Source organism: Microbacterium sp. 05N427, from assembly GCF_056397105.1.
The window spans coordinates 110716-131735 of sequence record NZ_JBFTMT010000008.1 but is presented as its reverse complement, the minus strand read 5'-3'; the positions used below and the strand labels follow the sequence as shown (position 1 = coordinate 131735).

The 21020-nt window shown below is 69.4% G+C and carries 22 protein-coding genes; 3 read left to right on the top strand and 19 right to left on the bottom strand.

The features are described from left to right. A partial coding sequence (locus tag AC1DG4_RS10355) for an HNH endonuclease signature motif containing protein (protein WP_477421220.1) occupies positions 1–1308 on the top strand: 1308 nt, incomplete at its 5' end. A 42-nt stretch (positions 1309–1350) separates the two neighbouring features. Further along, positions 1351–1836, top strand: a complete 486-nt coding sequence (locus tag AC1DG4_RS10350; protein WP_477381897.1) for an NUDIX hydrolase — start codon at positions 1351–1353, stop codon at positions 1834–1836. Positions 1837–1882: 46 nt separating this feature from the next. On the opposite strand, the gene AC1DG4_RS10345 is transcribed toward AC1DG4_RS10350, so the two are convergent. Genes AC1DG4_RS10345 through AC1DG4_RS10330 form a run of 4 tightly spaced genes read right to left on the bottom strand, consistent with a single transcriptional unit; the run spans position 1883 to position 4422 of the window. Then, positions 1883–2467: a GNAT family N-acetyltransferase gene (locus AC1DG4_RS10345; protein ID WP_477421219.1), complete on the bottom strand. Its 585-nt coding sequence runs from the start codon at positions 2465–2467 to the stop codon at positions 1883–1885. Between the two features lie 49 nt (positions 2468–2516). Continuing rightward, positions 2517–3248 carry a hypothetical protein gene (locus AC1DG4_RS10340; RefSeq protein ID WP_477381899.1) on the bottom strand — a complete coding sequence of 244 codons (732 nt, stop codon included), beginning with the start codon at positions 3246–3248 and terminating at the stop codon, positions 2517–2519. After that, positions 3245–3793, bottom strand: coding sequence for a DUF6114 domain-containing protein (locus tag AC1DG4_RS10335; protein ID WP_477381900.1), 549 nt, complete (start codon positions 3791–3793; stop codon positions 3245–3247). Before AC1DG4_RS10335 ends, AC1DG4_RS10340 begins: the two co-directional genes overlap by 4 nt. 14 nt (positions 3794–3807) lie before the next feature. Next, positions 3808–4422 (bottom strand): DUF6230 family protein, encoded by a 615-nt coding sequence (locus AC1DG4_RS10330; RefSeq protein ID WP_477381901.1) that lies wholly within the window; start codon positions 4420–4422, stop codon positions 3808–3810. A gap of 117 nt (positions 4423–4539) precedes the next feature. Between AC1DG4_RS10330 and AC1DG4_RS10325 the strand changes: the two genes are divergently transcribed. Continuing rightward, the gene (locus AC1DG4_RS10325) at positions 4540–5139 is read left to right on the top strand and encodes a TetR/AcrR family transcriptional regulator (protein ID WP_477381902.1); all 600 of its coding nucleotides are present in this window, start codon (positions 4540–4542) and stop codon (positions 5137–5139) included. Between the two features lie 19 nt (positions 5140–5158). Here the strand turns inward: AC1DG4_RS10325 and AC1DG4_RS10320 are convergent, their stop codons facing one another. From AC1DG4_RS10320 to AC1DG4_RS10250, 15 genes are all read right to left on the bottom strand, one after another. Beyond that, on the bottom strand, positions 5159–6082 hold the full coding sequence (locus AC1DG4_RS10320; protein WP_477381903.1) for an RluA family pseudouridine synthase: 924 nt from the start codon (positions 6080–6082) through the stop codon (positions 5159–5161). A 2-nt stretch (positions 6083–6084) separates the two neighbouring features. Then, positions 6085–6741 carry a signal peptidase II gene (lspA, locus tag AC1DG4_RS10315; RefSeq protein WP_477381904.1) on the bottom strand — a complete coding sequence of 219 codons (657 nt, stop codon included), beginning with the start codon at positions 6739–6741 and terminating at the stop codon, positions 6085–6087. A gap of 9 nt (positions 6742–6750) precedes the next feature. Continuing rightward, positions 6751–7326: a DivIVA domain-containing protein gene (locus tag AC1DG4_RS10310; RefSeq protein ID WP_045272478.1), complete on the bottom strand. Its 576-nt coding sequence runs from the start codon at positions 7324–7326 to the stop codon at positions 6751–6753. 132 nt (positions 7327–7458) lie between these two features. Beyond that, on the bottom strand, positions 7459–7764 hold the full coding sequence (locus AC1DG4_RS10305; protein ID WP_477381905.1) for a YggT family protein: 306 nt from the start codon (positions 7762–7764) through the stop codon (positions 7459–7461). A 3-nt stretch (positions 7765–7767) separates the two neighbouring features. Continuing rightward, complete coding sequence (locus tag AC1DG4_RS10300; RefSeq protein ID WP_477381906.1) at positions 7768–8268, bottom strand: cell division protein SepF; 501 nt, start codon at positions 8266–8268, stop codon at positions 7768–7770. Between the two features lie 39 nt (positions 8269–8307). Next, on the bottom strand, positions 8308–8988 hold the full coding sequence (locus AC1DG4_RS10295; protein ID WP_477382013.1) for a YggS family pyridoxal phosphate-dependent enzyme: 681 nt from the start codon (positions 8986–8988) through the stop codon (positions 8308–8310). Then, positions 8988–10151 (bottom strand): cell division protein FtsZ, encoded by a 1164-nt coding sequence (gene ftsZ, locus AC1DG4_RS10290; protein ID WP_477381907.1) that lies wholly within the window; start codon positions 10149–10151, stop codon positions 8988–8990. Before ftsZ ends, AC1DG4_RS10295 begins: the two co-directional genes overlap by 1 nt. A 165-nt stretch (positions 10152–10316) precedes the next feature. Beyond that, positions 10317–11285 carry a cell division protein FtsQ/DivIB gene (locus AC1DG4_RS10285; protein WP_477381908.1) on the bottom strand — a complete coding sequence of 323 codons (969 nt, stop codon included), beginning with the start codon at positions 11283–11285 and terminating at the stop codon, positions 10317–10319. A 62-nt stretch (positions 11286–11347) separates the two neighbouring features. Continuing rightward, positions 11348–12748, bottom strand: a complete 1401-nt coding sequence (gene murC / locus AC1DG4_RS10280) for a UDP-N-acetylmuramate--L-alanine ligase (protein ID WP_477381909.1) — start codon at positions 12746–12748, stop codon at positions 11348–11350. Between the two features lie 69 nt (positions 12749–12817). Next, entirely contained in the window at positions 12818–13891 is a 1074-nt protein-coding gene (locus AC1DG4_RS10275) for a UDP-N-acetylglucosamine--N-acetylmuramyl-(pentapeptide) pyrophosphoryl-undecaprenol N-acetylglucosamine transferase (protein ID WP_477381910.1), read from the bottom strand. Next, a complete protein-coding gene (locus AC1DG4_RS10270; protein ID WP_477381911.1) occupies positions 13888–15132 on the bottom strand; it encodes a peptidoglycan glycosyltransferase FtsW in 1245 nt (414 codons plus the stop codon). Before AC1DG4_RS10270 ends, AC1DG4_RS10275 begins: the two co-directional genes overlap by 4 nt. Beyond that, positions 15095–16651, bottom strand: coding sequence for a UDP-N-acetylmuramoyl-L-alanine--D-glutamate ligase (gene murD, locus AC1DG4_RS10265; RefSeq protein WP_477421218.1), 1557 nt, complete (start codon positions 16649–16651; stop codon positions 15095–15097). Before murD ends, AC1DG4_RS10270 begins: the two co-directional genes overlap by 38 nt. Continuing rightward, positions 16648–17763 (bottom strand): phospho-N-acetylmuramoyl-pentapeptide-transferase, encoded by a 1116-nt coding sequence (gene mraY, locus AC1DG4_RS10260; RefSeq protein WP_477381913.1) that lies wholly within the window; start codon positions 17761–17763, stop codon positions 16648–16650. The genes murD and mraY overlap by 4 nt, the downstream gene beginning before the upstream one ends. After that, positions 17760–19172: a UDP-N-acetylmuramoyl-tripeptide--D-alanyl-D-alanine ligase gene (locus AC1DG4_RS10255; RefSeq protein WP_477381914.1), complete on the bottom strand. Its 1413-nt coding sequence runs from the start codon at positions 19170–19172 to the stop codon at positions 17760–17762. Before AC1DG4_RS10255 ends, mraY begins: the two co-directional genes overlap by 4 nt. A gap of 52 nt (positions 19173–19224) precedes the next feature. After that, positions 19225–21009 (bottom strand): peptidoglycan D,D-transpeptidase FtsI family protein, encoded by a 1785-nt coding sequence (locus tag AC1DG4_RS10250; RefSeq protein ID WP_477421217.1) that lies wholly within the window; start codon positions 21007–21009, stop codon positions 19225–19227. Between the last annotated feature and the right edge of the window lie 11 nt (positions 21010–21020).

The window sequence follows — 21020 nt, the reverse complement described above, 5'->3', positions numbered from 1 at the left end:
GTCCGGGGCTTATCGGCGGAGATCGCGGAGCGCAGCGTCGCTGCGGAGATCGGCGCCGCGCTGCGCGTCTCGGATCGGACGATCCAGCGCCGCATGGCCCAGGCCGGTGAGCTCGCGTCCCGGTTCCCCACCGTGCTCGATGCGCTGGCGAACGCACGCATCTCGCTGCCGCACGCCCGGATGATCCAGGACGCGGGCGCAGCGATCGCAGATGACGCTGCCCGCGAGGCGTTCACCGCGCGCGTGCTGCCGATCGCCGAGAACGATTCCCCGAACCGTGCCCGGCCGCTGATCCGACGCGAGGCGGAGCGTGCCGCTCCCCGTGACCTCACCGAGCGGCACCGCGAAGCGCAGAAGCAGCGACGGATATGGCGAGAAGACCTCCCCGACGGGCAGAAGATGCTCGGGATGATCCACTCGGCGGCGGTGATCGACGGCATCCACGACCGCCTCAGCCAGCAGGCCCGCGCGGTCCAGGTCGCCAATGCCCGGGCCGCGAAGCCTGATGCGGTGGGGAGCGAGACGGTTCGTGATGCGTTCGGCGACCCCCACGATGTTCGGACGATCGATCAGTTGCGTGCCGACCTCGTCGCGGATGTCCTGCTCAGCGGCGCACCTTCGGGCCACGACACACCGGCAGGGCTGCTCGGCGCGATCCGCGCCCGCGTGGAATTCACTGTCCCCGTCCTCACGCTCCTCGGACGAGATTCATGCTCCGGCGCCGGCGCTCGCGACAGAGGTTCCTTCGACGACGCAGACCGCTTCTCCGGCGATGGCTCCGACGCCGGCGAGAACGGCGCCCCGTTCCCCGGCACAGGATTCGAGATCCGCGCAGAGCTGCCTGGCGAGCTGGCCGGAGGGAGCCCGATCGACACTGATACGGCACGTCTCCTGGCCGGCGGCGTCGTCGCATGGGAACGCGTACTGACCCACCCCGTCACGGGCGCGATCCTCGCGGTCGACCGGTACCGACCCAATGCCGATCTGAAGCGGCTCCTGCACGCCAGGGACCTGCGGTGCCGGTTCCCCGGCTGCGGACTTCCACCGGTCGCCCAGGATCTCGATCACACCGTCGACGCCGCGCTCGGTGGCACCACGGACATCGACAACCTCGACGGGTGCTGCCGGCGACACCACGTCGTGAAGCACCACGGCCGATGGGCCGTCACCCAACTCGGCGCGGGGATCCTGGAATGGACCAGCCCGACCGGCCGCACCTACCTCGATCGACCGCCTTCGCCGGTCACCTTCACCGTCTGCGATTCGGATCCGCCGCCGCTGACCGACAGGGAACCCGTGCCGTTCTGAGGTCACGGGCGAGTCGTCACGGGGCACGGATACGCTGAACCAATGACCACTCCCGACTTTGTCCTCGCGCTGCGTCAGCACGTGGGCCATGCCCCGCTGAACCTCGTCGGCGTCACCGCGATCGTGTTCCGCGACGAGAAGGTGCTGCTCGGCAAGAGGGCGGACAACGGTGCGTGGCAGGCGATCTCGGGCATCGTCGAGCCGGGAGAGGAGCCCGCGGACACCGCGGTGCGGGAATGCCTCGAAGAGGCCGGCGTGAGCGTCAAGGTCGAGCGCCTCGCGCTGGTCCAGCAGCTCCCCCGGGTGACGTACGCGAACGGGGATCAGGTCGACTATCTCGACATCGTGTTCCGCTGCAACTGGGTCTCCGGCGAACCGCACCCCGCCGACGGCGAGCTCACCGAGGTCGGCTTCTACGACCTCGCCTCGATGGGCGACGTCGACGACGCCCACGTACGCAAGATCGCCCTCGCCATGGCCGAGGACGATCCCGCGCACTACCGCGGCGGAAGACCTCCGCGGGCCTGAACGCTCAGTCGGCCGGGATCTTCAGCGAGTCGGGGAGAGCGTCGGTTCACGAAATCTCGTCGCGCAGGTCGAGCCGCACCAGAACCCGCGGGAAGCCGTTGATCACGGATCCGGTGTCCGCGGCCTTGGCGAAGCCGGCCGATTCGAAGAGCGCGCGCGTGCCGACGTACGCCATCGYCAAGTCCACCTTCGCGCCGTGATTGTCGACGGGATACGCCTCGACGGCCGGCGCGCCGTGTTCACGGGCGAAGGCGACCGCGCCGTCGATGAGCGCATGCGTGATGCCCTGCTTGCGGTACCCCGGTCGCACACGCAGACACCACAGCGACCAGACGTCGAGACCATCGACACTCGGAATCAGACGGTTGCGCGCGAACGACGTGTCCTGCCGGGGATGCACTGCCGCCCAGCCGACAGGCTCGTCGTCGAGATAGGCGATCACCCCGGGAGGCGGATCCTCGGTGCAGAGCCCGCGCATCCGCTCCGCCCTGGCCTCGCCACGCAACGCCTGGCTCTCCTTACCGGGGATCCGGTAGCTCAGGCAGAAGCAGGACTGCGAGGTCGGTTTCTTCGGCCCCACGAGTATCGCGACGTCCTCGAAGACGCTCGCCGGCCGCACCTCGATGCTCATGAGCCCATCCTGCCCCGCCGGTCGGACATCCGCGCGGCGCGGGACGAGGTCAGGGTTCGACGATGCGCTGGTCCGTGTTCGTGTAGGTGATCGAGTCGGCGATCGTGCCGACGAGACCCATCGTGACGCGCAGCAGGCCGGGCTTGACGTCGTCCAGGGGCGGGGGCGTGTCGGTTCCCAGGGTCAGCGCGCGACCGTCCTGCGTCGTCGCGGTGACCGAACCGAGATACACGCTCACGTGCCCGGTGAGGGTCATGGTGTCGGCATTCGTCACGAGCCCCGCCTTGTCCGGCGGACGGACGGTGAGCGAGAAGCCCGAGATGGTGATCGAGTCGGCCGAGATCTTGAGGGCGCGGATCGTGCTGCCGTCGATGGTCGGCACATCGACGATCGAGATCCCGCTCAAGCCCGTGAAGGACAGCCCCTGCGATCCCATCGAGGCCGGGGTCTTCGTGAAGACGGGCGCGCTCTCGTCCTTCGTCGCGGCCACCGGGGTCGGGGCAGGATCGCTCGGAGCGGTCGGCGTCGTCGCGCCGGGCGTCGGCGCACCGGGCGTCGACGGCGCATCAGGCACCGCGGGCAGTCCCGGCACCGCGGGACCAGGCGTCCCCGACTTCGGCGGGGGCGTCGTCGGCGTCGGGCTCGGAGAGGGGCACCAGAGCAGCGGAATGCACAGTCCCGTCGGCTGGGACGCCGGGGCGATGGCGGCCCCGAGAGTCATCGGCGCGACGAGGGCGAGCGCTGCCAGGAGCACGGCGCCGTGGCGGCGCTGCGGCTTCACGACGCGGCCTCCTCGGCTCCGCCGGCGGGCACGGGGTCGCGCGGCCCCATCCAGGCGACCACGAGCACGGCCCCGGTGCCGGCGAGGAGCATCCCGATGATGAACCCGCCGAGGTTCACGCCGATCAGCGAGTAGATCGCGACGACCAGGGCGATGATCCCGTAGAACACGTGATGCGCGGGCATCGTGACCGCGAGGATTCCGAGCAGCAGCAACGCGATCGGGATGATCGTCGCCTGCAGCCCCTCGATTCCGAGCTGGACGTGCAGGTGTCCGATGTCGAGCTGTCCGGAGAAGAACATCTCGATGCCGCCGAGAGCGACCAGCAGTCCGCCGACGAACGGTCGCTGCCGTCGCCAGTGCCGGAACCCCCGCGCGGGGGTCGCCTCCGCTGTCGCAGCACCCGTCTCCTCGGAAACATCGGCCGCCCCGGCATCGACGGGCGAGGCGGGCTCGGACGCGGGGCGAACCGGCCGCAGTGCAGGCGCATCCGCGTCGCGCGGACTGCGCCGTGCGGATCCGCGGGTGCTCGCGTCGTCGGTCATCGCAGCCTCGTCGTTCAGAAGCATCCCTGCGAACCGTCCGTCAGCTCCAGCGTCATGCCCGTGAGGGTGAACACCGAGGCCTGGGTGCTCCAGGCCGTCTGCTGCAGGTTCTTGATCGAGACGGTGTCGGCGTCCTGAGCGAAGTCGCCCGCGGAGCCCTTGGCGTCGGTGTTGACGGTCGAGGCGTCCACGCCGATGCGGATCGCGCCGAACGACGCGTCGCCCTTGAGCCCGGTCATACCGATCTGCAGGTCGCTGGCGGACGCCGGGTTGCCGTTGCCGCCCGCCTTGATGAGCACGCCGACCTTGCCGAGCGGCGTGTCGGTGATCACGGACTGGCAGAGGTCAGCGAGTGTCGCGCTCTTGATGTTCGCGATGGCGACCGTGTGCTCCTTGCCTTCCGTGTCCTTCGCGACACCGGCGTACTGCGAGAAGCCGCTGCCCTCCAGCTGGGAGGCTCCGATCTGGAACTGGCTCCCCGAGACGGCGAACGAGACGGGGACGGCCCCTTGGGCGACCCCGCCCATCAGCGCTGCGGCGACGACGCCTGCGGGGATCGCCACGAGGGCGATACGGCCGGCGTGGGACGAGCCGAGCTTGCGGACACGGTCGGACTTCGGGAACTTCATCGATCCTCCTTCAGCGCGCCGGCTGCGATGGCGGCGCTCACCTGGTCGAGTATATTGCCCGTTGACTCAGAGTCAATACCGGACGCGGCCGCTGCTCCCTCCCGCTAGGCTCAGGGCATGCCCGAGCTGCGACGCGTCCGACTGACACCGGAGGAGCGTCGTGCGCAGCTCGTCGCGACCGGGGTGAACTTCCTCGCCGAGCACTCCCTGGACGAGCTCACCATGGACGTGCTCGCCCAGCGCGCCGGCGTGTCCCGCCCCTTGCTGTTCCACTACTTCGACACCCGGCAGGGCATGCACCTCGCGGTCGTCACCATGGCCAGGGACAGCCTGCTGCTCGCCTCAGAACCCCGCGACGACCTGGAACCGCGCGCACGGATCCGCGACACGCTCCTGCGCATCACGGAGTTCGTACGCCAGCACCAGGGCACGTTCCACTCGCTCGTGCGCGGCATCGCAAGCAGCGACCCCGCCGTCCGGCGGGTGGTCGACGAATCGCGCGATCTCAACGCCGAACGGCTGCTCGACGCGTTCACCGAGCTCGGCACGCCGGACACGGCGGCGCTGCGCGTCGCTCTGCGCTCCTGGGTGTCCTTCACCGAGGAGACCCTGATCAGCCTCGTCATCGACCGGGACGAGGATCCGGAGGTCGTCGTCCGGTTCCTGGAGGCGACGCTCGACGGCGTGGTGTCCGCGACGGGCGAGCTGCCCCTCTGAGCCCGGAAGGCTCCGCTGCTCAGGCCTCGCCGCGGAGCACGTCGAGCGCGTGCTGGAAGTCGGCCGGATACGGCGACTCCGTCTGGACCCACTCGCCGGTGGTCGGATGAGCGAAGCCCAGCCGGTGCGCGTGCAACCACTGCCTCGTCAGCCCGAGACGCGCCGACAGCGTCGGGTCGGCGCCGTACAGCGGATCCCCCACGCAGGGGTGCCGATGCGCAGCCATGTGCACGCGGATCTGGTGCGTCCGGCCGGTCTCGAGGTGGATCTCCAGCAGGGATGCGCCAGGAAAGGCTTCGAGCGTCTCGTAGTGGGTGACCGAGGGCTTGCCGTCGGGGATCACCGCGAACTTCCAAGAGTGATTCGGGTGCCGCCCGATCGGCGCGTCGATCGTGCCGGCGAGCGGATCGGGGTGCCCCTGCACGACCGCGTGATAGATCTTCTCGACCGTGCGCTCCTTGAAGGCGCGCTTGAGCTCCGCGTACGCCGCCTCGGACTTCGCGACCACCATGAGCCCGCTGGTCCCGACGTCGAGACGGTGCACGACGCCCTGACGCTCGGCAGCGCCGCTGGTCGCGATACGGAATCCTGCGGCGGCCAGGGCGCCGACGACGGTCGGCCCCTCCCATCCCAGGGACGGGTGCGCGGCCACTCCGGTGGGCTTGTCGACCACCACGATGTCGTCATCGTCATAGACGATGCCGAGCTCCGGCACGGCGATGGGTTCGATCCTGGGCGCCTGCTTCGGCGCCCACTCCACGTCGAGCCAGCCTCCGGCGCGCAGCTTGTCCGACTTTCCCAGCACGGTGCCGTCGAGGGTCACTCCCCCGGCCTCCGCGACCTCCGCCGCGAAAGTACGCGAGAAGCCGAGCATCTTCGCGAGCGCGGCATCCACCCTGACTCCGTCCAACCCGTCCGGCACGGGGAGTGAGCGGGATTCCACGGTCAGTCCTCGGCTCCGGCGCCATCGCGGCGCGCAGAGTGCTGCGGATCCGGGCTGGTCGCCGCGTCCGTGGCGGGGGCGTCCTCGGCGACCGCCGACCGGGACTCGTCGTCCTCGACCGACTCCGTCGCCGTCTCGTCCTTGTGGTCCCGCTCGCGGGTGCCGTCGAGACGGAGTCCCACGATGATCAGAAGGGCGATCGAGATCATGCCGCAGACGATGAAGATGTCGGCGACGTTGAAGATGGCCGGCAGCATCCACGGCATCGAGATCATGTCGACGACATGTCCGACACCGAATCCCGGTTCGCGGAAGATCCGATCCGTGAGGTTCCCGAGCACACCGCCCAGCAGCGCGCCGAGTACCACGGCCCACAGTCTCGCGCGTACGGAGAACGCCTTCCACACGATCACGCACGCGACGACGGCCAGGGCGATCGTGAAGACCCAGGTGTAGCCCGCGCCGATCGAGAAAGCCGCCCCGGAGTTGCGGATGTAGAAGAGCTGCAGGAAGCCCCCGAGCACGGGGACGACCTGCTCCTGGGGCAAGTGGGCGATGGTGAGGTACTTCACAAACTGGTCGGCGGCCAGCACGAGCACTGCGAGAATCGCAATGATCGCGCCGGCCGCCGAACCGTGAAGCGGTTGACGCCGGGTCAACGGGGCCCCTTACTGCGCGGAGGAGGCGTCCCCGTTGGGGCCGCCCTTCTCGTCGAGGTCGCGGAGCTGACCCTCGATGTAGCTGCGCAGCTGCGTGCGGTACGTGCGCTCGAAGTCGTGCAGCTCGGTGATCTTGCCCTCGAGCACGTTGCGCTCGCGCTCGAGACGCGAGGTCTCTTCACGCTGCTTCTGCTCGGCGTCGGCGAGGATCTTCGACGCCTGGGCCTTCGCATCGGCGATGAGCTGGTCGCGCTGGGACTTGCCCTCGGCGACGTGCTCGTCGTGCAGACGCTGCGCGAGCTCGATGATGCCGGCGGTCGCGGCGGCCGGAGCACCGGTCTCGGCGACCGGGGCGGCGACAGGCGCAGGCGCGGCAGCGACCGGAGCCTCGGCCGCGGGAGCGGCCTTCTCTCCGGACTCGTAGGCGGCCAGCTTCGCCTTCAGCTCGGCGTTCTCGTCGAGGGCCTTACGCCACTCGAGCACGACCTCGTCGAGGAAGTCGTCGACCTCGTCCGGGTCGAAGCCGTCCTTGAAACGGACGTGCTGGAACTGCTTGGTGACGACGTCATCCGGGGTCAGTGCCATGGGTGGCTCCTTCGATGAGTTCTCGGTGGCCGGGTGGAAATGGCGCCTGCCCCTCGGCGTGCACCTTCGGAAAAGCATAGCCGCCCAATCGCGGCGCCGCGAAGCGCGCGCGAACGGGCGCGGCGAGGTGCCCTAGATGAAGGATCGGGTGATCGACATCAGGATGAGCACGATGATCATGGTGAGCGTGAAGCCCAGGTCGAGCGCGACGGGTCCGATCCTCAGCGGAGGAATGAGGCGTCGGAAAAGTCGGATCGGCGGATCCGTGAGCGTGTAGACGATCTCGGCGACGATCAGCCCCGCACCACGCGGGCGCCAGGAACGGTTGAAGATGGGAATGTATTCCAGGATCAACCGTGCGAACAGCGTGAGCAGGTACAGCAGCAGCAGGATGTTGAGAATCGCTGCGATCGTGGAGACCGCGGGCGGCACCACCACGCGTCAGGAGTGCGCGAGCGCGGGCTCGTCGCCCCCGGCGATCCCGCCCTGGCCCGACACCGCGATGCTCTCCGGCGACAACAGGAAGACCTTGTTCGTCACGCGCTCGATGCGCCCGTAAAGGCCGAGCGAGAGTCCGCTCGCGAAGTCGATCAGTCGGCGCGCGTCGGCGTCGCTCATCTGCGAGAGGTTGATGATCACAGGGATCCCGTCGCGGAAGCTCTCCGCGATGACCTGAGCATCGCGATACTGCTTCGGGTGCACCGTGAGGATCTCGTTCACGGCGCCGACGGACGGCTGACGCACGGCGGTCGGACGGCGCAGCGGCGTCACAGGAGCCGGCTTCGCCTCCTCGCGCTCGCGACGCACTTCGTCACGGCGGACGGGCTCGTGGCGGACCTGCTCCTGGCGGGCGCTCTGCGCGGCCGGAGCCTGCTCGTCGTAGACCTCTTCCTCATCGGCGAGGCCGAGATAGACCATGGTCTTCTTCAGCGGGTTCCCCATCGTGTCCTCCGAGCGTGTAGGGGTGGTTCTGTTTCGAGGCTAACCCTGTGCGGGTCGTGGCCCCGTGATTGCGGAGCCGATACGTAGGTGTGTCGCGCCGGCTGCGATCGCCTCGGCGAAATCACCCGTCATCCCGGCCGAGATCCAATCGGCTCCAGGGGCGACCGTGCGCAGGCGCTGCGCGGACTCGTGGACGCGGGCGAACGCGGCCGCCGGGTCCTCGTCGAGCGGGGCGACCGCCATCACGCCGCGCAGCCGCAGCGTCGGCAGGGCGAGCACCTGTTCCGCGAGCCGCTCGAGCTCCGCCGGGGAGACTCCCCCGCGGCCCGGGTCCTCGGTGAGGTTGATCTGCAGCAGGACGTCGAGCAGCGTGTCGTCCGTCGCCGCGCGGTCGAGCGCCTCCGCGATGCGCAGGCGGTCCACCGAGTGCACGGCCTGCGCCGCGCGACGGATCGCGCCGGCCTTGTTCGTCTGCGCCTGCCCGATGAAATGCCAGCGCAGATCATCCAGGTCCGCAAGGGCCTCCGCCTTCGCGGAGAGCTCCTGCTGCCGGTTCTCACCCACCTCGCGGACGCCGAGGCCGTACAGCTCGCTCACCAGAGCGGCGGGGTGGAACTTCGTCACCACGATGCGCGTGATCTCCGCAGGATCCCGTTCCGCGCGCCGTGCGGCGTCCGCGATCGCTGCATCGATCGCGGACAGCCGCTCGGCGACCGAGATCACTTAAGGAACTCGGGGATGTCGAGATCGCTCTCGTCGAAGGCCGGCTCGATGCTGGTGTGCACCGGCGGGATCGACGGCACGGACACGGGAGCGGTCTGACGCGGCGCCTCGTCGGCCTGGGCCGAGTCCTCGCGCTCCTCGGCGGCGGGCTTCTCGGCGACCGCGGGGGTCGTCGTGCGCGAGAAGATCTGCGGGTCGAGGCGCAGCGTGGGCTCACCGCTGTCGAAGCCGGCAGCGATCACCGTGACGCGCACCTCGTCGCCGAGGGTGTCATCGATGACCGTTCCGAAGATGATGTTGGCTTCGGGGTGCGCGGCCTCCTTGACGAGGTCCGCCGCGTCGTGGATCTCGAAGATGCCGAGGTTCGATCCACCCTGGATCGACAGCAGCACGCCGTGCGCACCCTCGATGGAAGCCTCGAGCAGGGGCGATTCGACCGCGAGCTCCGCCGCCTTGATCGCACGGTCGGCACCGCGGGCGGAACCGATGCCCATGAGCGCGGATCCGGCCCCCTGCATGACCGACTTGACGTCGTTGAAGTCGAGGTTGATGAGACCCGGCGTGGTGATCAGATCGGTGATGCCCTGCACACCGGCGAGGAGCACCTGGTCGGCGGTCGCGAAGGCCTCGATCATCGAGATACCGCGGTCGCTGATCTCCAGCAGGCGGTCGTTCGGCACCACGATGAGGGTGTCGACCTCTTCCTTCAGCTTCGCCACGCCGGCATCGGCCTGGCTCTGCCGACGACGCCCCTCGAACGAGAACGGCTTGGTCACGACGCCGATGGTCAGAGCGCCGATCGACTTGGCGATGCGCGCCACGATCGGCGCGCCACCGGTTCCGGTGCCGCCGCCCTCGCCCGCGGTGACGAAGACCATGTCGGCGCCGCTCAGCGCCTGCTCGATCTCCTCCGCGTGGTCCTCGGCAGCGCGGCGTCCGACTTCGGGGTCGGCACCCGCGCCGAGGCCGCGGGTGAGATCGCGGCCGACGTCGAGCTTGACGTCGGCATCGCTCATCAGCAGCGCCTGCGCATCGGTGTTGATCGCGATGAACTCGACGCCGCGCAGGCCGAGATCGATCATGCGATTGACGGCGTTGACGCCGCCACCGCCGACACCGACGACCTTGATCACGGCAAGGTAGTTCTGGTTCTGGCTCATCCCGTCCTCCGATGTATTTCGAGCCCCGAGCGGGCAACCTTAAACCTCAAGCAGAAGGTTAAAGTATTTCCCGGTATTGCTTTCTCTTGTCTGAAGGTAAGCGGCGCAGGGCGCACTGAAGCCAAGCGACACGCGCCTGGGCGCGATCGTTTCGGATATTCGTACTCAGCCGACCACGCCGACGCCCGGCGAGGAGACGTCGTACGATGCTGCGCCCGGATTCACCTTCATCAGGGCCAGCAGGGAGCGGGTCTTGAGCGCCGACTGCTCCGCGCTCCCCCACACCACCTGCGCGCCGCCGGACAGCTTCAGCACGATGTCATCCGGGGTGGACGCGGTGGCGCCGTCGACCTGGCCGCGCAGCTCGGCGGGCAGCGAGCGGAGGGCCGTGCCCACTGCGGCGAACGAGGTGGATCCGGTGCCACCGGCGACGTCGATCAGGGCGTACCCGGCGGGCCGCGCCTCGGTGCTCGAGAGGACCACTCCTGCGGCGTCGACGACCGTGAATCGCCCGTCGTCGGCCTGGAGGACGCCGACGGGTGTGCGCTCGACGATCCGCACCACGAGATCGTGCGGCGGGTGGGCTTCGAGCCGGTAGGTCTCGATCAGTGGGAACGCGACGAGCGCGGCCTTGACGGCGCTGGAATCCACGAGCGCCAAGGGCCTGCCGACCTGGCCGGACAGCGCCTTCTGCACGTCGGCCGCCTTGACCGCGCTCGCCCCCTCCACCGTGATGGTCTCCACCGCGAACAGCGGACTGTACGCCGCACCGACACTGCCGCCCACGACGAGCAGTGCGAGCGCGGCCCCGACGAGCCAGCCGATCCTCCGACGCCGGGAGCGCTGCGTGAAGCGGCGGATCTCGGTGCGCAGCGCGCTCCGGCGCGCCCGAGTCGCCTGCCAGAGGTCCCGAGCAGTCAGCGGAACATCGTCCTGCGGGTCCGCCGGATCAGGCTTCTCCGCACGCTCCCTGGCAGTCGAGGGGACGGCCGAGGACCCGCGGTCGAGCGGGATCGGCGCGGTGGCGTCCGCGTCCTCGTGCACCGCTGCGGTCGTATCCGCGTTCGGCCCCGCCGAGGCGTCGATGCCGAACCCGGTCGCCCGTCTCCGCGCGCCATCGAACGGCTGCGCCACGGCCGGACGCTCCGGCTCGACCGGAGGCGCGGGAGAGGGGATCGCGGACGGCCGTCGCACGGTCAGCCCTCGGCGGTGGTGCGCAGGGCGTCCAGCACCTGCGGGATGATCTGGTAGACGTTGCCGCAGCCGAGCGTGATCACGTAGTCGCCGTCACGCGCGACGGATGCGGTGTAGTCGGCGGCCTGCTGCCAGTCCGCGACGTAGTGCACGTGGTGCGGATCCGCGAAAGCGCCGCTGACCAGCTCGCCGGTGACGCCGGGAACCGGATCCTCGCGCGCGCCGTAGACGTCGAGCATGACCGTGTGATCCGCATAGGTCTCGAGCACCTCGGCGAACTCGCGGTACATGTGCTGCGTGCGCGAATACGTGTGCGGCTGCTGGATGGCGATGATCCGCCCCTCGCCGACGATCGTGCGCATGGCCTCCAGGGCGGCGCGAACCTCGGTCGGGTGATGCGAGTAGTCGTCGTAGACGCTCACCCCGCGTGCGCTGCCGTGCAGCTCGAGGCGGCGGACGGTGCCCGCGAAGCCCTCCATCGCTCGCGCGGCGTCTGCGAGCGTGTAGCCGAGCGTCGTGAGCACGGCGACCGCACCGGCCGCGTTGATCGCGTTGTGCACGCCGGGAACCGCGAGCTGCATGCGGGCGGAGGCCCCGTGCATGGTCAATGTCGCGGCCACAGGACCGTCCGTGACGACGTCGGTGATCCTCAGATCCGCGTCGTCCGCGAGGCCGAACGAGATCACGTTCGGATGCGTGATCCCCGCCCGCACGCGCAACGCGCCCTGGTCGTCGCTCGAGATCACGACGGCCTCGCTCGCTGCGTTCGCGAACGTCACGAACGCGTCGTGGAAGGCCTCGTCGGATCCGTAGTGGTCCAGGTGATCGGGGTCGACGTTCGTGATGAGCGCGACGGAGGTGTCGTAGAGCAGGAACGTGCCGTCGGACTCGTCGGCCTCGATCACGAAGAGGTCGTCCGCCCCCGAGGAGCTGGAGGCGCCCAACTGTTCGATGACGCCGCCGTTGACGAAGTTCGGATCGGCCCCGAGCTCCTGCAGGGCGGTGACGATCATGCCCGTCGAGCTCGTCTTGCCGTGGGCGCCGGCGACCGACACGAGGCGCCGTCCGCGGATCAGCCAGTGCAGCGCCTGCGATCGGTGGATCACGTGCAGCCCGCGCTCCTTGGCGAGCACGAACTCCGGGTTCTCGGGCCAGATCGCGCCCGTGTGCACGACCGTGTCGGCGTCACCCAGATTCGCGGCGTCGTGGCCGACGTGCACCTCGGCGCCGAGCGCCGCGAGAGCCTGCAGGTTGGCGCTGTCCGCGCGATCGCTGCCGGACACGCGGATCCCCGCATCGAGGAACATGCGAGCGAGGCCCGACATGCCGGAGCCGCCGATGCCGATGAAGTGCGCGGCGGTGATGTCGTCCGGGATCGGCAGGGAGAGGTCGGGTCTGATCATGGCTGAATCATCCTAAGTCGGGGCGAGGGGGCCTGCGGCCCGGCTCGCCGGGTCAGGGCTGCGGGGCGCTCAGCGCGCCAGGGCGCGGTCGGCGAGGGCGATGAGGTCCTCGGTTCCGGTGCGCGACCCGACGCGCTCGGCGGCCCGTCGCATCGCGGCCCGGCGGTCGTCGTCGCCCAGCAGCGGGACGACTTCGCCCCTCACGCGCTCCGGGGTGAGCTGCCCGTCCTCGATCAGCAGCGCGGCGCCCGCGTCGATCGCGGCCGCCGCGTTCAGGCGCTGCTCGCCGTTGCCGACGGCGTAGGGCACGTAGATCGCCGGGATGCCGAGAGCGCTGATCTCGCTCACGGTCGCCGAACCGGAACGGGAGAGGATCAGATCCGCCAGGGCGAAAGCGAGATCCATCCGGTCCAGGTAGCGGCGCATGGCGTAACCGCGGGCACCAGGATCCGCCATGTCGGAGCGGTCGCCGGTCGCGTGCAGGATCTGCCATCCCGCGTCGAGGATGTCCTGCCAGGATCCCTCGATCGCCTCGTTCAGGCGCTGCGCGCCGAGCGAGCCGCCGAACACGAGCAGAACGGGTCGCCCGGCGTCAAGGCCGAACTCCGCCGCTGCCTCGGTACGGAGCGCCGCCCGATCCAGGTCGACGATCTCCCGCCGCAGCGGCATCCCGACGACCTCGCCGCCGCGCAGAGGCGTTCCGGGGAAGGCGACGCCGACCGCGGCCGCGGTGCGGGCTCCCAGCACGTTCGCCATGCCGGGACGGGCGTTGGCCTCGTGCACGACGAACGGCACGCGCTCCCGACGCGCGGCCACGTAGGCGGGGGCGGAGGCGTAGCCGCCGAAGCCGATCACCGCGTCCACGCGGTGCTCGCGGATGTAGGAGCGCACCTGCTTCACCGCGCGCGAGAACCGCGCGGGGAACGCGAGAGCGGCGCCGTTCGGGCGACGCGGGAACGGCACCTTGTCCACCGTGAGCAGTTCGTAACCGCGCTGCGGCACGAGGCGCGCCTCGAGGCCCTCGCGCGTGCCGAGTACGAGGACTCCAGACTCAGGGTCACGGGCGCGCAGGCCGTCTGCGACGGCGAGCAGCGGATTGACATGGCCGGCGGTGCCACCGCCGGCCAGAAGATACGTGGTCACTTCCCGAGGCTACCCGACCGGCCTGCGGGCCGGCTCTGCGCGGAAGCGGACGCTGATGCCGGCAGCGTGCGGGCGAAGGACAGCAGCACCCCGCAGGCGAGCAGCACCGACAGCAGGGAGGTGCCGCCCTGCGACATGAACGGCAATGGCACGCCCAGCACCGGGAAGATCCGCAGCACGACGCCGACGTTGATGAGCGCCTGCGACAGGATCCACACCACGATCCCGCCGGAGGTGACGCGCACGAAGAGGTCGTCGGTGCGGCGGACCATGCGGAACACGGCGACCGCGAACAGCACGAACAGGGCGAGCACGAGGGCGCAGCCGATGAGCCCCAGCTCCTCCCCCACGATCGCGAAGATGTAGTCGTTGGACGCGGCCGGGAGCCAGCCGTACTTCTCGCGGGAGTTGCCGAGCCCCAGACCGAAGATGCCGCCGTTTGCCATCCCCCAGATCGCGTGCACCTGCTGGTAGCAGGTGGTCAGGTAGCAGCTGGTGTCGTTCGAGTGGTCGAAGACGCCGAGGATCAGCGAGCGGCGGCGCTCGTCGGCGAACGCGAAGCCGAGCACGGCGACCACCGAGATGAGCAGCGGCACGATGAAGAGCCGCAGCCGCACACCGGAGAAGAAGAGCGCGCCAAGGATGATCAGGAACAGGACCATCGAGGTTCCGAGGTCCTTGCCGCCCAGAACGGCGGCGATCGCGAGGAAGCCGACGGGGATCAGCGGGATGAACACGTGCTTCCAGCGGCCCAGGAGCTCCTGCTTGCGCCAGAGGATGAACCCGGCCCACACCGCGAGGGCGAGCTTGATGAACTCCGAGGGCTGGATCACCTGGCTGCCGATCTTGAGCCAGTTCGTGTTGCCGTCGTTCTCAAAGCCGAGCGGAGTGTAGACGAGCATCTGCAGGCCGACGGCGAGAATCAGCACGAGCCACGCGGTGCGCTTCCAGAACTGCACGGGGAAGCGACTCATCAGGAACATCAGCGGCACACCGATCGCAGCCACGAGCGCTTGCGTCAGCACGATCGAGAACGGGCCCTGCCCCTGGTCCACGGCGTTCGCACTGGAGGCCGAGAGGATCATCACCAGCCCGAACAGGGTGAGCAGCAGCGACGAAGACGCGATCAACGCGAACTCGGTGGACACCGGACGGAAGACCCGTCCCAGTCGCACACGGGCGGCGAGACCGTCGACGCGGGGCTCAGGCGCCGGGGTCTGGCGTGGTGCCACCTGCGTCATCGGTGCTCCCCTGGTCGCTCGACCGTCCCTGATCGATCCACTGCCGCACCGCTTCGGCGAACCGGTGGCCGCGATCCGCGTAGCTCGCGAATTGATCGAAGGACGCCGCCGCCGGAGCGAGGAGCACGGTGTCCCCCTCCTGGGCGATGCCCGCGGCCAATTCCACCACGCGGGTCATGACCTCTTCAGTGTCGCCGGGGACGACCTCCAGGACCCGCACCGCCGGCGCGTGTCGCGCGAACGCCTCGAGCACGTGATCGCGGTCGACGCCGATCACGACGGCGGCGCGCGCGGTCGCTCCGGCGCCCGCGACGAGATCCGAGAGGTCCACGCCCTTCAGATCCCCGCCGACGATCCAGATCGCACCGGGGAACGCCTGCAGCGACGACTGCGCCGCGTGCGGATTCGTCGCCTTGGAATCGTCCACCCAGGTGACGCCGCCCGCACGGGCGATGACCTCGATGCGGTGCGCGTCGAGGCGGAAGCCGTCCAATGCCGTCTTGATCGCCGCGGGCTCGGTCCCGAGCGACCGGCTGAGGGCCGCAGCGGCGAGGATGTTCTSCACGATGTGCGGGGCGTTCAGCCCGTGCGCGGCGAGGTCGGCCACGGTCGTGAGCTCCAGCGCGCTGTTGCGCCGGTCGTCGAGGAAGGCACGGTCGGCAAGGATCCCCTCGACCACGCCCAGATCGCTCGGGCCGGGGATGCCGAGCCCGAACCCGATCGCGCGGGCGCCTTCGATCACGTCCGCGTCCTCGACCATGCGCCGCGTGGCTTCGTCCGCCTTGTTGTAGACGCACGCCACTCGCGTGTTGCGGTACACCAGGGCCTTGGCCCCGCGATACGCCTCCGCGCTGCCGTGCCAGACGAGGTGGTCGTCGGCGAGGTTGAGGCACGTGGCCGCCCACGGCACCGGCTGACCGACCTCATCGGAGAGCCCGAGGTACCAGAGCTGGTGGCTGGACAGCTCGACCACGAGCACGTCGAAACCACCGGGATCGCGCACCGCGTCGAGCACGGGCACGCCGATGTTGCCGCACGGGGCGGCGCGCAGGCCGCCGGCGACGAGCATGGTCGCGGTGAGCTGGGTCGTGGTGGTCTTGCCGTTCGTGCCGGTGATCAGCACCCACTCCGCGGGGGTTCCGTCGCTGCGGAGCACCTTGTCCCGTACGCGCCAGGCGAGCTCGATGTCGCCCCACAGAGCGATCGGCTGCGTGTGGATCCACGCGATCACGGGATGGGCGGGCGCGAAGCCCGGCGAGGCGATGACGACCTCAGGCGCGAACTCGACGAGCCGCTCCGGAACGGAGCCGAGATCGCCGATCCACAGCTGGGCCCCGATCAGCGGCACCAGCCGTTCGTACTCCTCCGTGGCGCTCTCCGAGAGCACGAGCACCTCGGCGCCGAGCTCGGTCAGGGTGTCGGCGACCGAGAACCCGGTCACGGACAGCCCGAGCACCGCGACCCGCAGCCCCCGCCAGTCCGCGTGCCAACTGGTCAGGGCATCGAGATCACGGGTCATGAGCTGGTCAGCCTCAGCCACTCGACGTAGAACAGGCCGAATGCCGACACGGAGAGCAGACCGGCGATGATCCACATCCGCACCACGATCGTGGCCTCGGGCCACCCGCGCATCTCGAGGTGGTGATGGAACGGGCTCTGCAGGAACAGCCGCTTGCCGCGGGTGAGCTTGAAGTAGGCCAGCTGCACGATCACCGAACCGGAGGCGATGATGAAGACGCCGGCCAGCAGCAGGAGCAGCAGCTCGGTGCGGGTGAGGATCGCGAGCGCCGCGATCACGCCGCCGATCGACATGGATCCGACGTCGCCCATGAAGACCTTCGCCTTGGGCGCGTTCCACCAGAGGAACCCGATCAGCGCGCCCACGAACGACGCGGAGATCACCGCCAGGTCGAACGGGTGCGCGACGTCGTAGCAGCCCGCCAGAGATGACGGCGAGAGCGATTCCGCGGCGCAGGACTGCTTGAACTGCCAGAACGAGATGAGGCTGTACGCGCCGATCACGAACACCGCGCAGCCGGCGGCCAGGCCGTCGAGGCCGTCGGTGAGGTTCACGCTGTTCGAGGTGGCGATGCCGATCACCGAGATCCAGAGCAGGTACAGCAGCCAGCCGACGATCGGGCCGAGCGCGAACAACCACAGCACGGGGATGTCGCGGAAGAGCGAGACGAACGCGCTGGCCGGGGTGTTGCCCGCGGGGCTGCGCACCGTCAGCGCGACGATGCCGAACGGCACCATGACCAGCACCTGTCCGAGGATCTTGCGCCAGCCGGAGAGCCCGAGGCTGTTGCGCTGACGCAGCTTCATGTAGTCGTCGATGAACCCGACTGCGCCGAAGCCCAGCATGAGCCAGATCACCAGCAGCCCGGACACCGTGGGATAGCTCCCGCCGGTGAAGGTCCCGACCAGGTATCCGACGACGGTGCCGAGGATGAAGATCACGCCGCCCATGGTGGGCGTGCCGCGCTTTGCCTGGTGGCTGGGGTTGCTGATCGATTCGGGCGTGCGGATGACCTGCCCCCAGCCCCACTTCCGGAACAGCCGGAGGAAGACCGGGGTCAGCAGGAGCGTGAACGCGAGGGAGATCGCGGCGGAGGTAAGCAGGGATCTCACGAGAACGATTCTCCCAGACGATCGCCGAGGAACCGGAGTCCGGCGGAATTGGACGACTTGACGAGCACTCGATCGCCGGGACGCAGTTCGCTCCGGAGGTACTCGAAGGCGGCGTCGGCGTCGGCGAGGTGCACGGCCTCGCCGTCCCACGACCCCTCGCCCACGGCCGCGAGGTAGAGCCGGCGCGCGTCGGCGCCGACGACGACGATGCGCTGGATGTTCAGGCGCACGGCGAGCAGCCCGATCCGGTCGTGCTCGTCGCCGGCGGTCTCGCCGAGCTCGCTCATCGCGCCCAGCACGGCGACGGTGCGCTCGTCCGGCCCGGTGATCTGCGCGAGCGTGCGGAGAGCCGCCGCCATGGAGTCGGGGCTCGCGTTGTACGCGTCGTTGATGATGCGCACCTCGGCGCCGCCCATGGGCTGCATGCGCCAGCGCTCGGCGAGCTGCACCGTCTCCAGGCGAGCGATGGCGTCGACCGGCGCGACACCGAGGGCGCGTGCTGCCGCGATCGCGGCGAGGGCGTTGTTCACGTGGTGCGCGCCGAGCACCTGCAGCCGCAGCGGCAACGCCTGGCCGTCCACGTGCACGGTGCACGACGTACCGGATGCGGTGACGTCGATGTCGGCCGCGCGCACGGCTGCGGAGGGTCCCTGGCCGAAGCCGACGATCCGCAGTCCTTGCTCCTCGGCGAGCGGCGTCATGCCCGCCACGCGAGGGTCGTCCATGTTCAGCACGGCGGTCCCGCCGGGAGCCGCGGCGGCGACGAGCTCGGCCTTGGCACGAGCAGTCTCCTCGATGCCTCCGAATCCGCCGGCGTGCGCGAGCCCGACCATGAGCTCGATCACGACGTCGGGGTGCACGAGTCCCGCGAGGCGCGCGATCTCGCCCGGCGCGCTCGCGCCGAATTCGCACACCAGGAAGCGGGTGGTGTCGGTGATCCGCAGCATCGTGAGCGGGGCACCGACCTCGTTGTTGTAGGACGCGATCGGCGCGATCGTCTCGCCCTCGTCCTGCAGGATCCGGGCGAGGAAGTTCTTGGTGGTCGTCTTGCCGTTGGACCCGGTGACGCCGACGACCTGCAGGGCGCCGGCCGCGCGCACCCGTGCGACGACGGCCCGGGCGAGCTCCGCGATGGCGTCGACGACGTCGGGCACGACGATCTGCGAGATCGCGTCGTCGACGGGGTGCTCGACCAGCGCCAGCACGGCGCCGTTCTCGATCGCGGCGCCGACGAAGCGGTGCCCGTCGGTGGTCTCACCGGGCTTGGCGACGAAGATGCCGCCCTGGGTCATCTGACGCGAGTCGGTGTCGACGACTCCGGACACGATCGATGCGGGATCGTGACCTGCAGCGGGGCGCAGCTCGCCGCCGACGATCTCGGCGATCTCCGCGAGGGGCAGAGCGATCATGGGGATGGGATCCTCCGTGTGCGATGTCGCCGTTCTCGGGCGGCGGCGGCCATCACTTGTACTTGGGCAGCAGCGGTTCCATAGGTGTGGTGGAAGGCTGCACGCGATAGGTCTTCAGCACCTGCGTCATGGCCTTCTGGAAGGCCGGCGCGGTGGCCGCAGACGAGGTTACCCTAGTGGGCTCGTCGAGGGTGACCACGACGACGTACTCGGGGTGGTCGGCGGGGGCGTATCCCACCATGCTGGTGAAGTAGATCCCCTCCTTGTACGCACCGGTCTTGGGATCCGGCTTCTGCGCGGTTCCGGTCTTGGCCGCGATCCGGTAACCGGGGACCTTGATCAGGTCGGAGACGCTGCCCTGCTCTGCCACGTTCTCGATCATGCGGCTGAGCTCGGCGTCCTTGGTCGCGTCGAACACGCGCTGCGGCTTGGGCGTCGGGACCTCCGAGACCTTGCCGGCGGCGTTCGTGCAGGACTCCACGAGCGAGAGCGGGATCTTCACACCGCCGTTCGCGATCGCCTGGTAGGCGCTGGCGACCTGCGGCGCGGTGACCGTGTAGTACTGCCCGAAGGTGGTCGTGTAGTGCGACTGGTAGTCCCAGTCCTTGACGGGGTGGATGACACCGGATGCCTCACCGGGGAAGTCGATGGCGGTCTTGCTGCCGACGCCGAACTTGACCAGTTCGTCGTAGCGCTGCTGGTCGGACACCATGTCGCCGAACTTCGACAGCGCGACGTTCGACGAGTCGATGAGCGCGCCGGCGAGCGTGTAGTCGTAGGCCGGGTGCTCGAAGGCGTCGTTGATGACTGCGCCGTTCGGGAACTCCTCGTGGCTGGATGCCCCGGTGATCGAGGTCGAGGCATCAGCGTTCGCATACTCCATGACGGACGCGGCGGTGATCGCCTTGAACGTGGATCCCGGCTCGAAGCTCGTGCTGAAGATCCGCGATCCTCGGTCCTCGGGGTTCGCCGCCCCCGGGTCGTTGGGGTCGACGCTCGGGAACTCCGCGGCCGCGCGGATCTTGCCCGTGCCGACCTCGACGACGGTGACCGTCCCGGCTTTCRCCCCCTGCGCCTTGACCTCCTCGGAGATCATCTGCTGCAGGTACCACTGCAGCTCGGTGTTGATCGTGAGCTTCACCGTGCCGCCGTCGGTCGCGGGCTTCTCCTGCTGGCTCCCGGGGATGACGACGCCGTCCCGGCCCGTGAGGTAGGACTCCTGTCCCTTGGTCGCGCTCAGGCACTTGTTCTGGGTCTGCTCCAGCCCGGTGAGCTCCCCGTCGCCGGAGATGAAGCCGAGCAGGTTCCCTGCGACAGCACCGTTCGGATACACGCGGACGGAGCGGGGCACCGGCCAGAGGTAGGCCAGATCGAGCGCCCGGAGCTTGAGGAACTGGTCCGTGTTGACGCCCTTCTTCAGCTGGACGTACTGCGACTCGGGGTCCGCTTTGAGCGCGTCCGCGACCTCCTTGCGCACGGCGTCGCCGGACTCGCCGATGATCTCGGCGATCTTGTCGGAAGCCTTCGCCCACGGGAGCTTCGGCTTCGTCTTCGCCTCCTCCAGACCCTTCATCGCCGACGGGTCCATGGTGATGTCGTAGACGAGCTGGCTCTCTGCGAGGACCGTGCCGTTCGAGTCCTGGATCGTGCCGCGAGCCCCGTCGATCGCCCTCGTGATGCCGAGTTTGCCGGTGTCGATGGAGTCCTTCACGTTGGCGGACGCGCTCAGCACCTGGATGTCGACGAGGCGCACCAGGAAGCCGCACATGACCGCGAGGATCACGGCGAGGGCGAGAACGGTCCGCCGGCGCGGGGTCCGGCTGGCTCGGGGTGTCATCGGATCTCCAT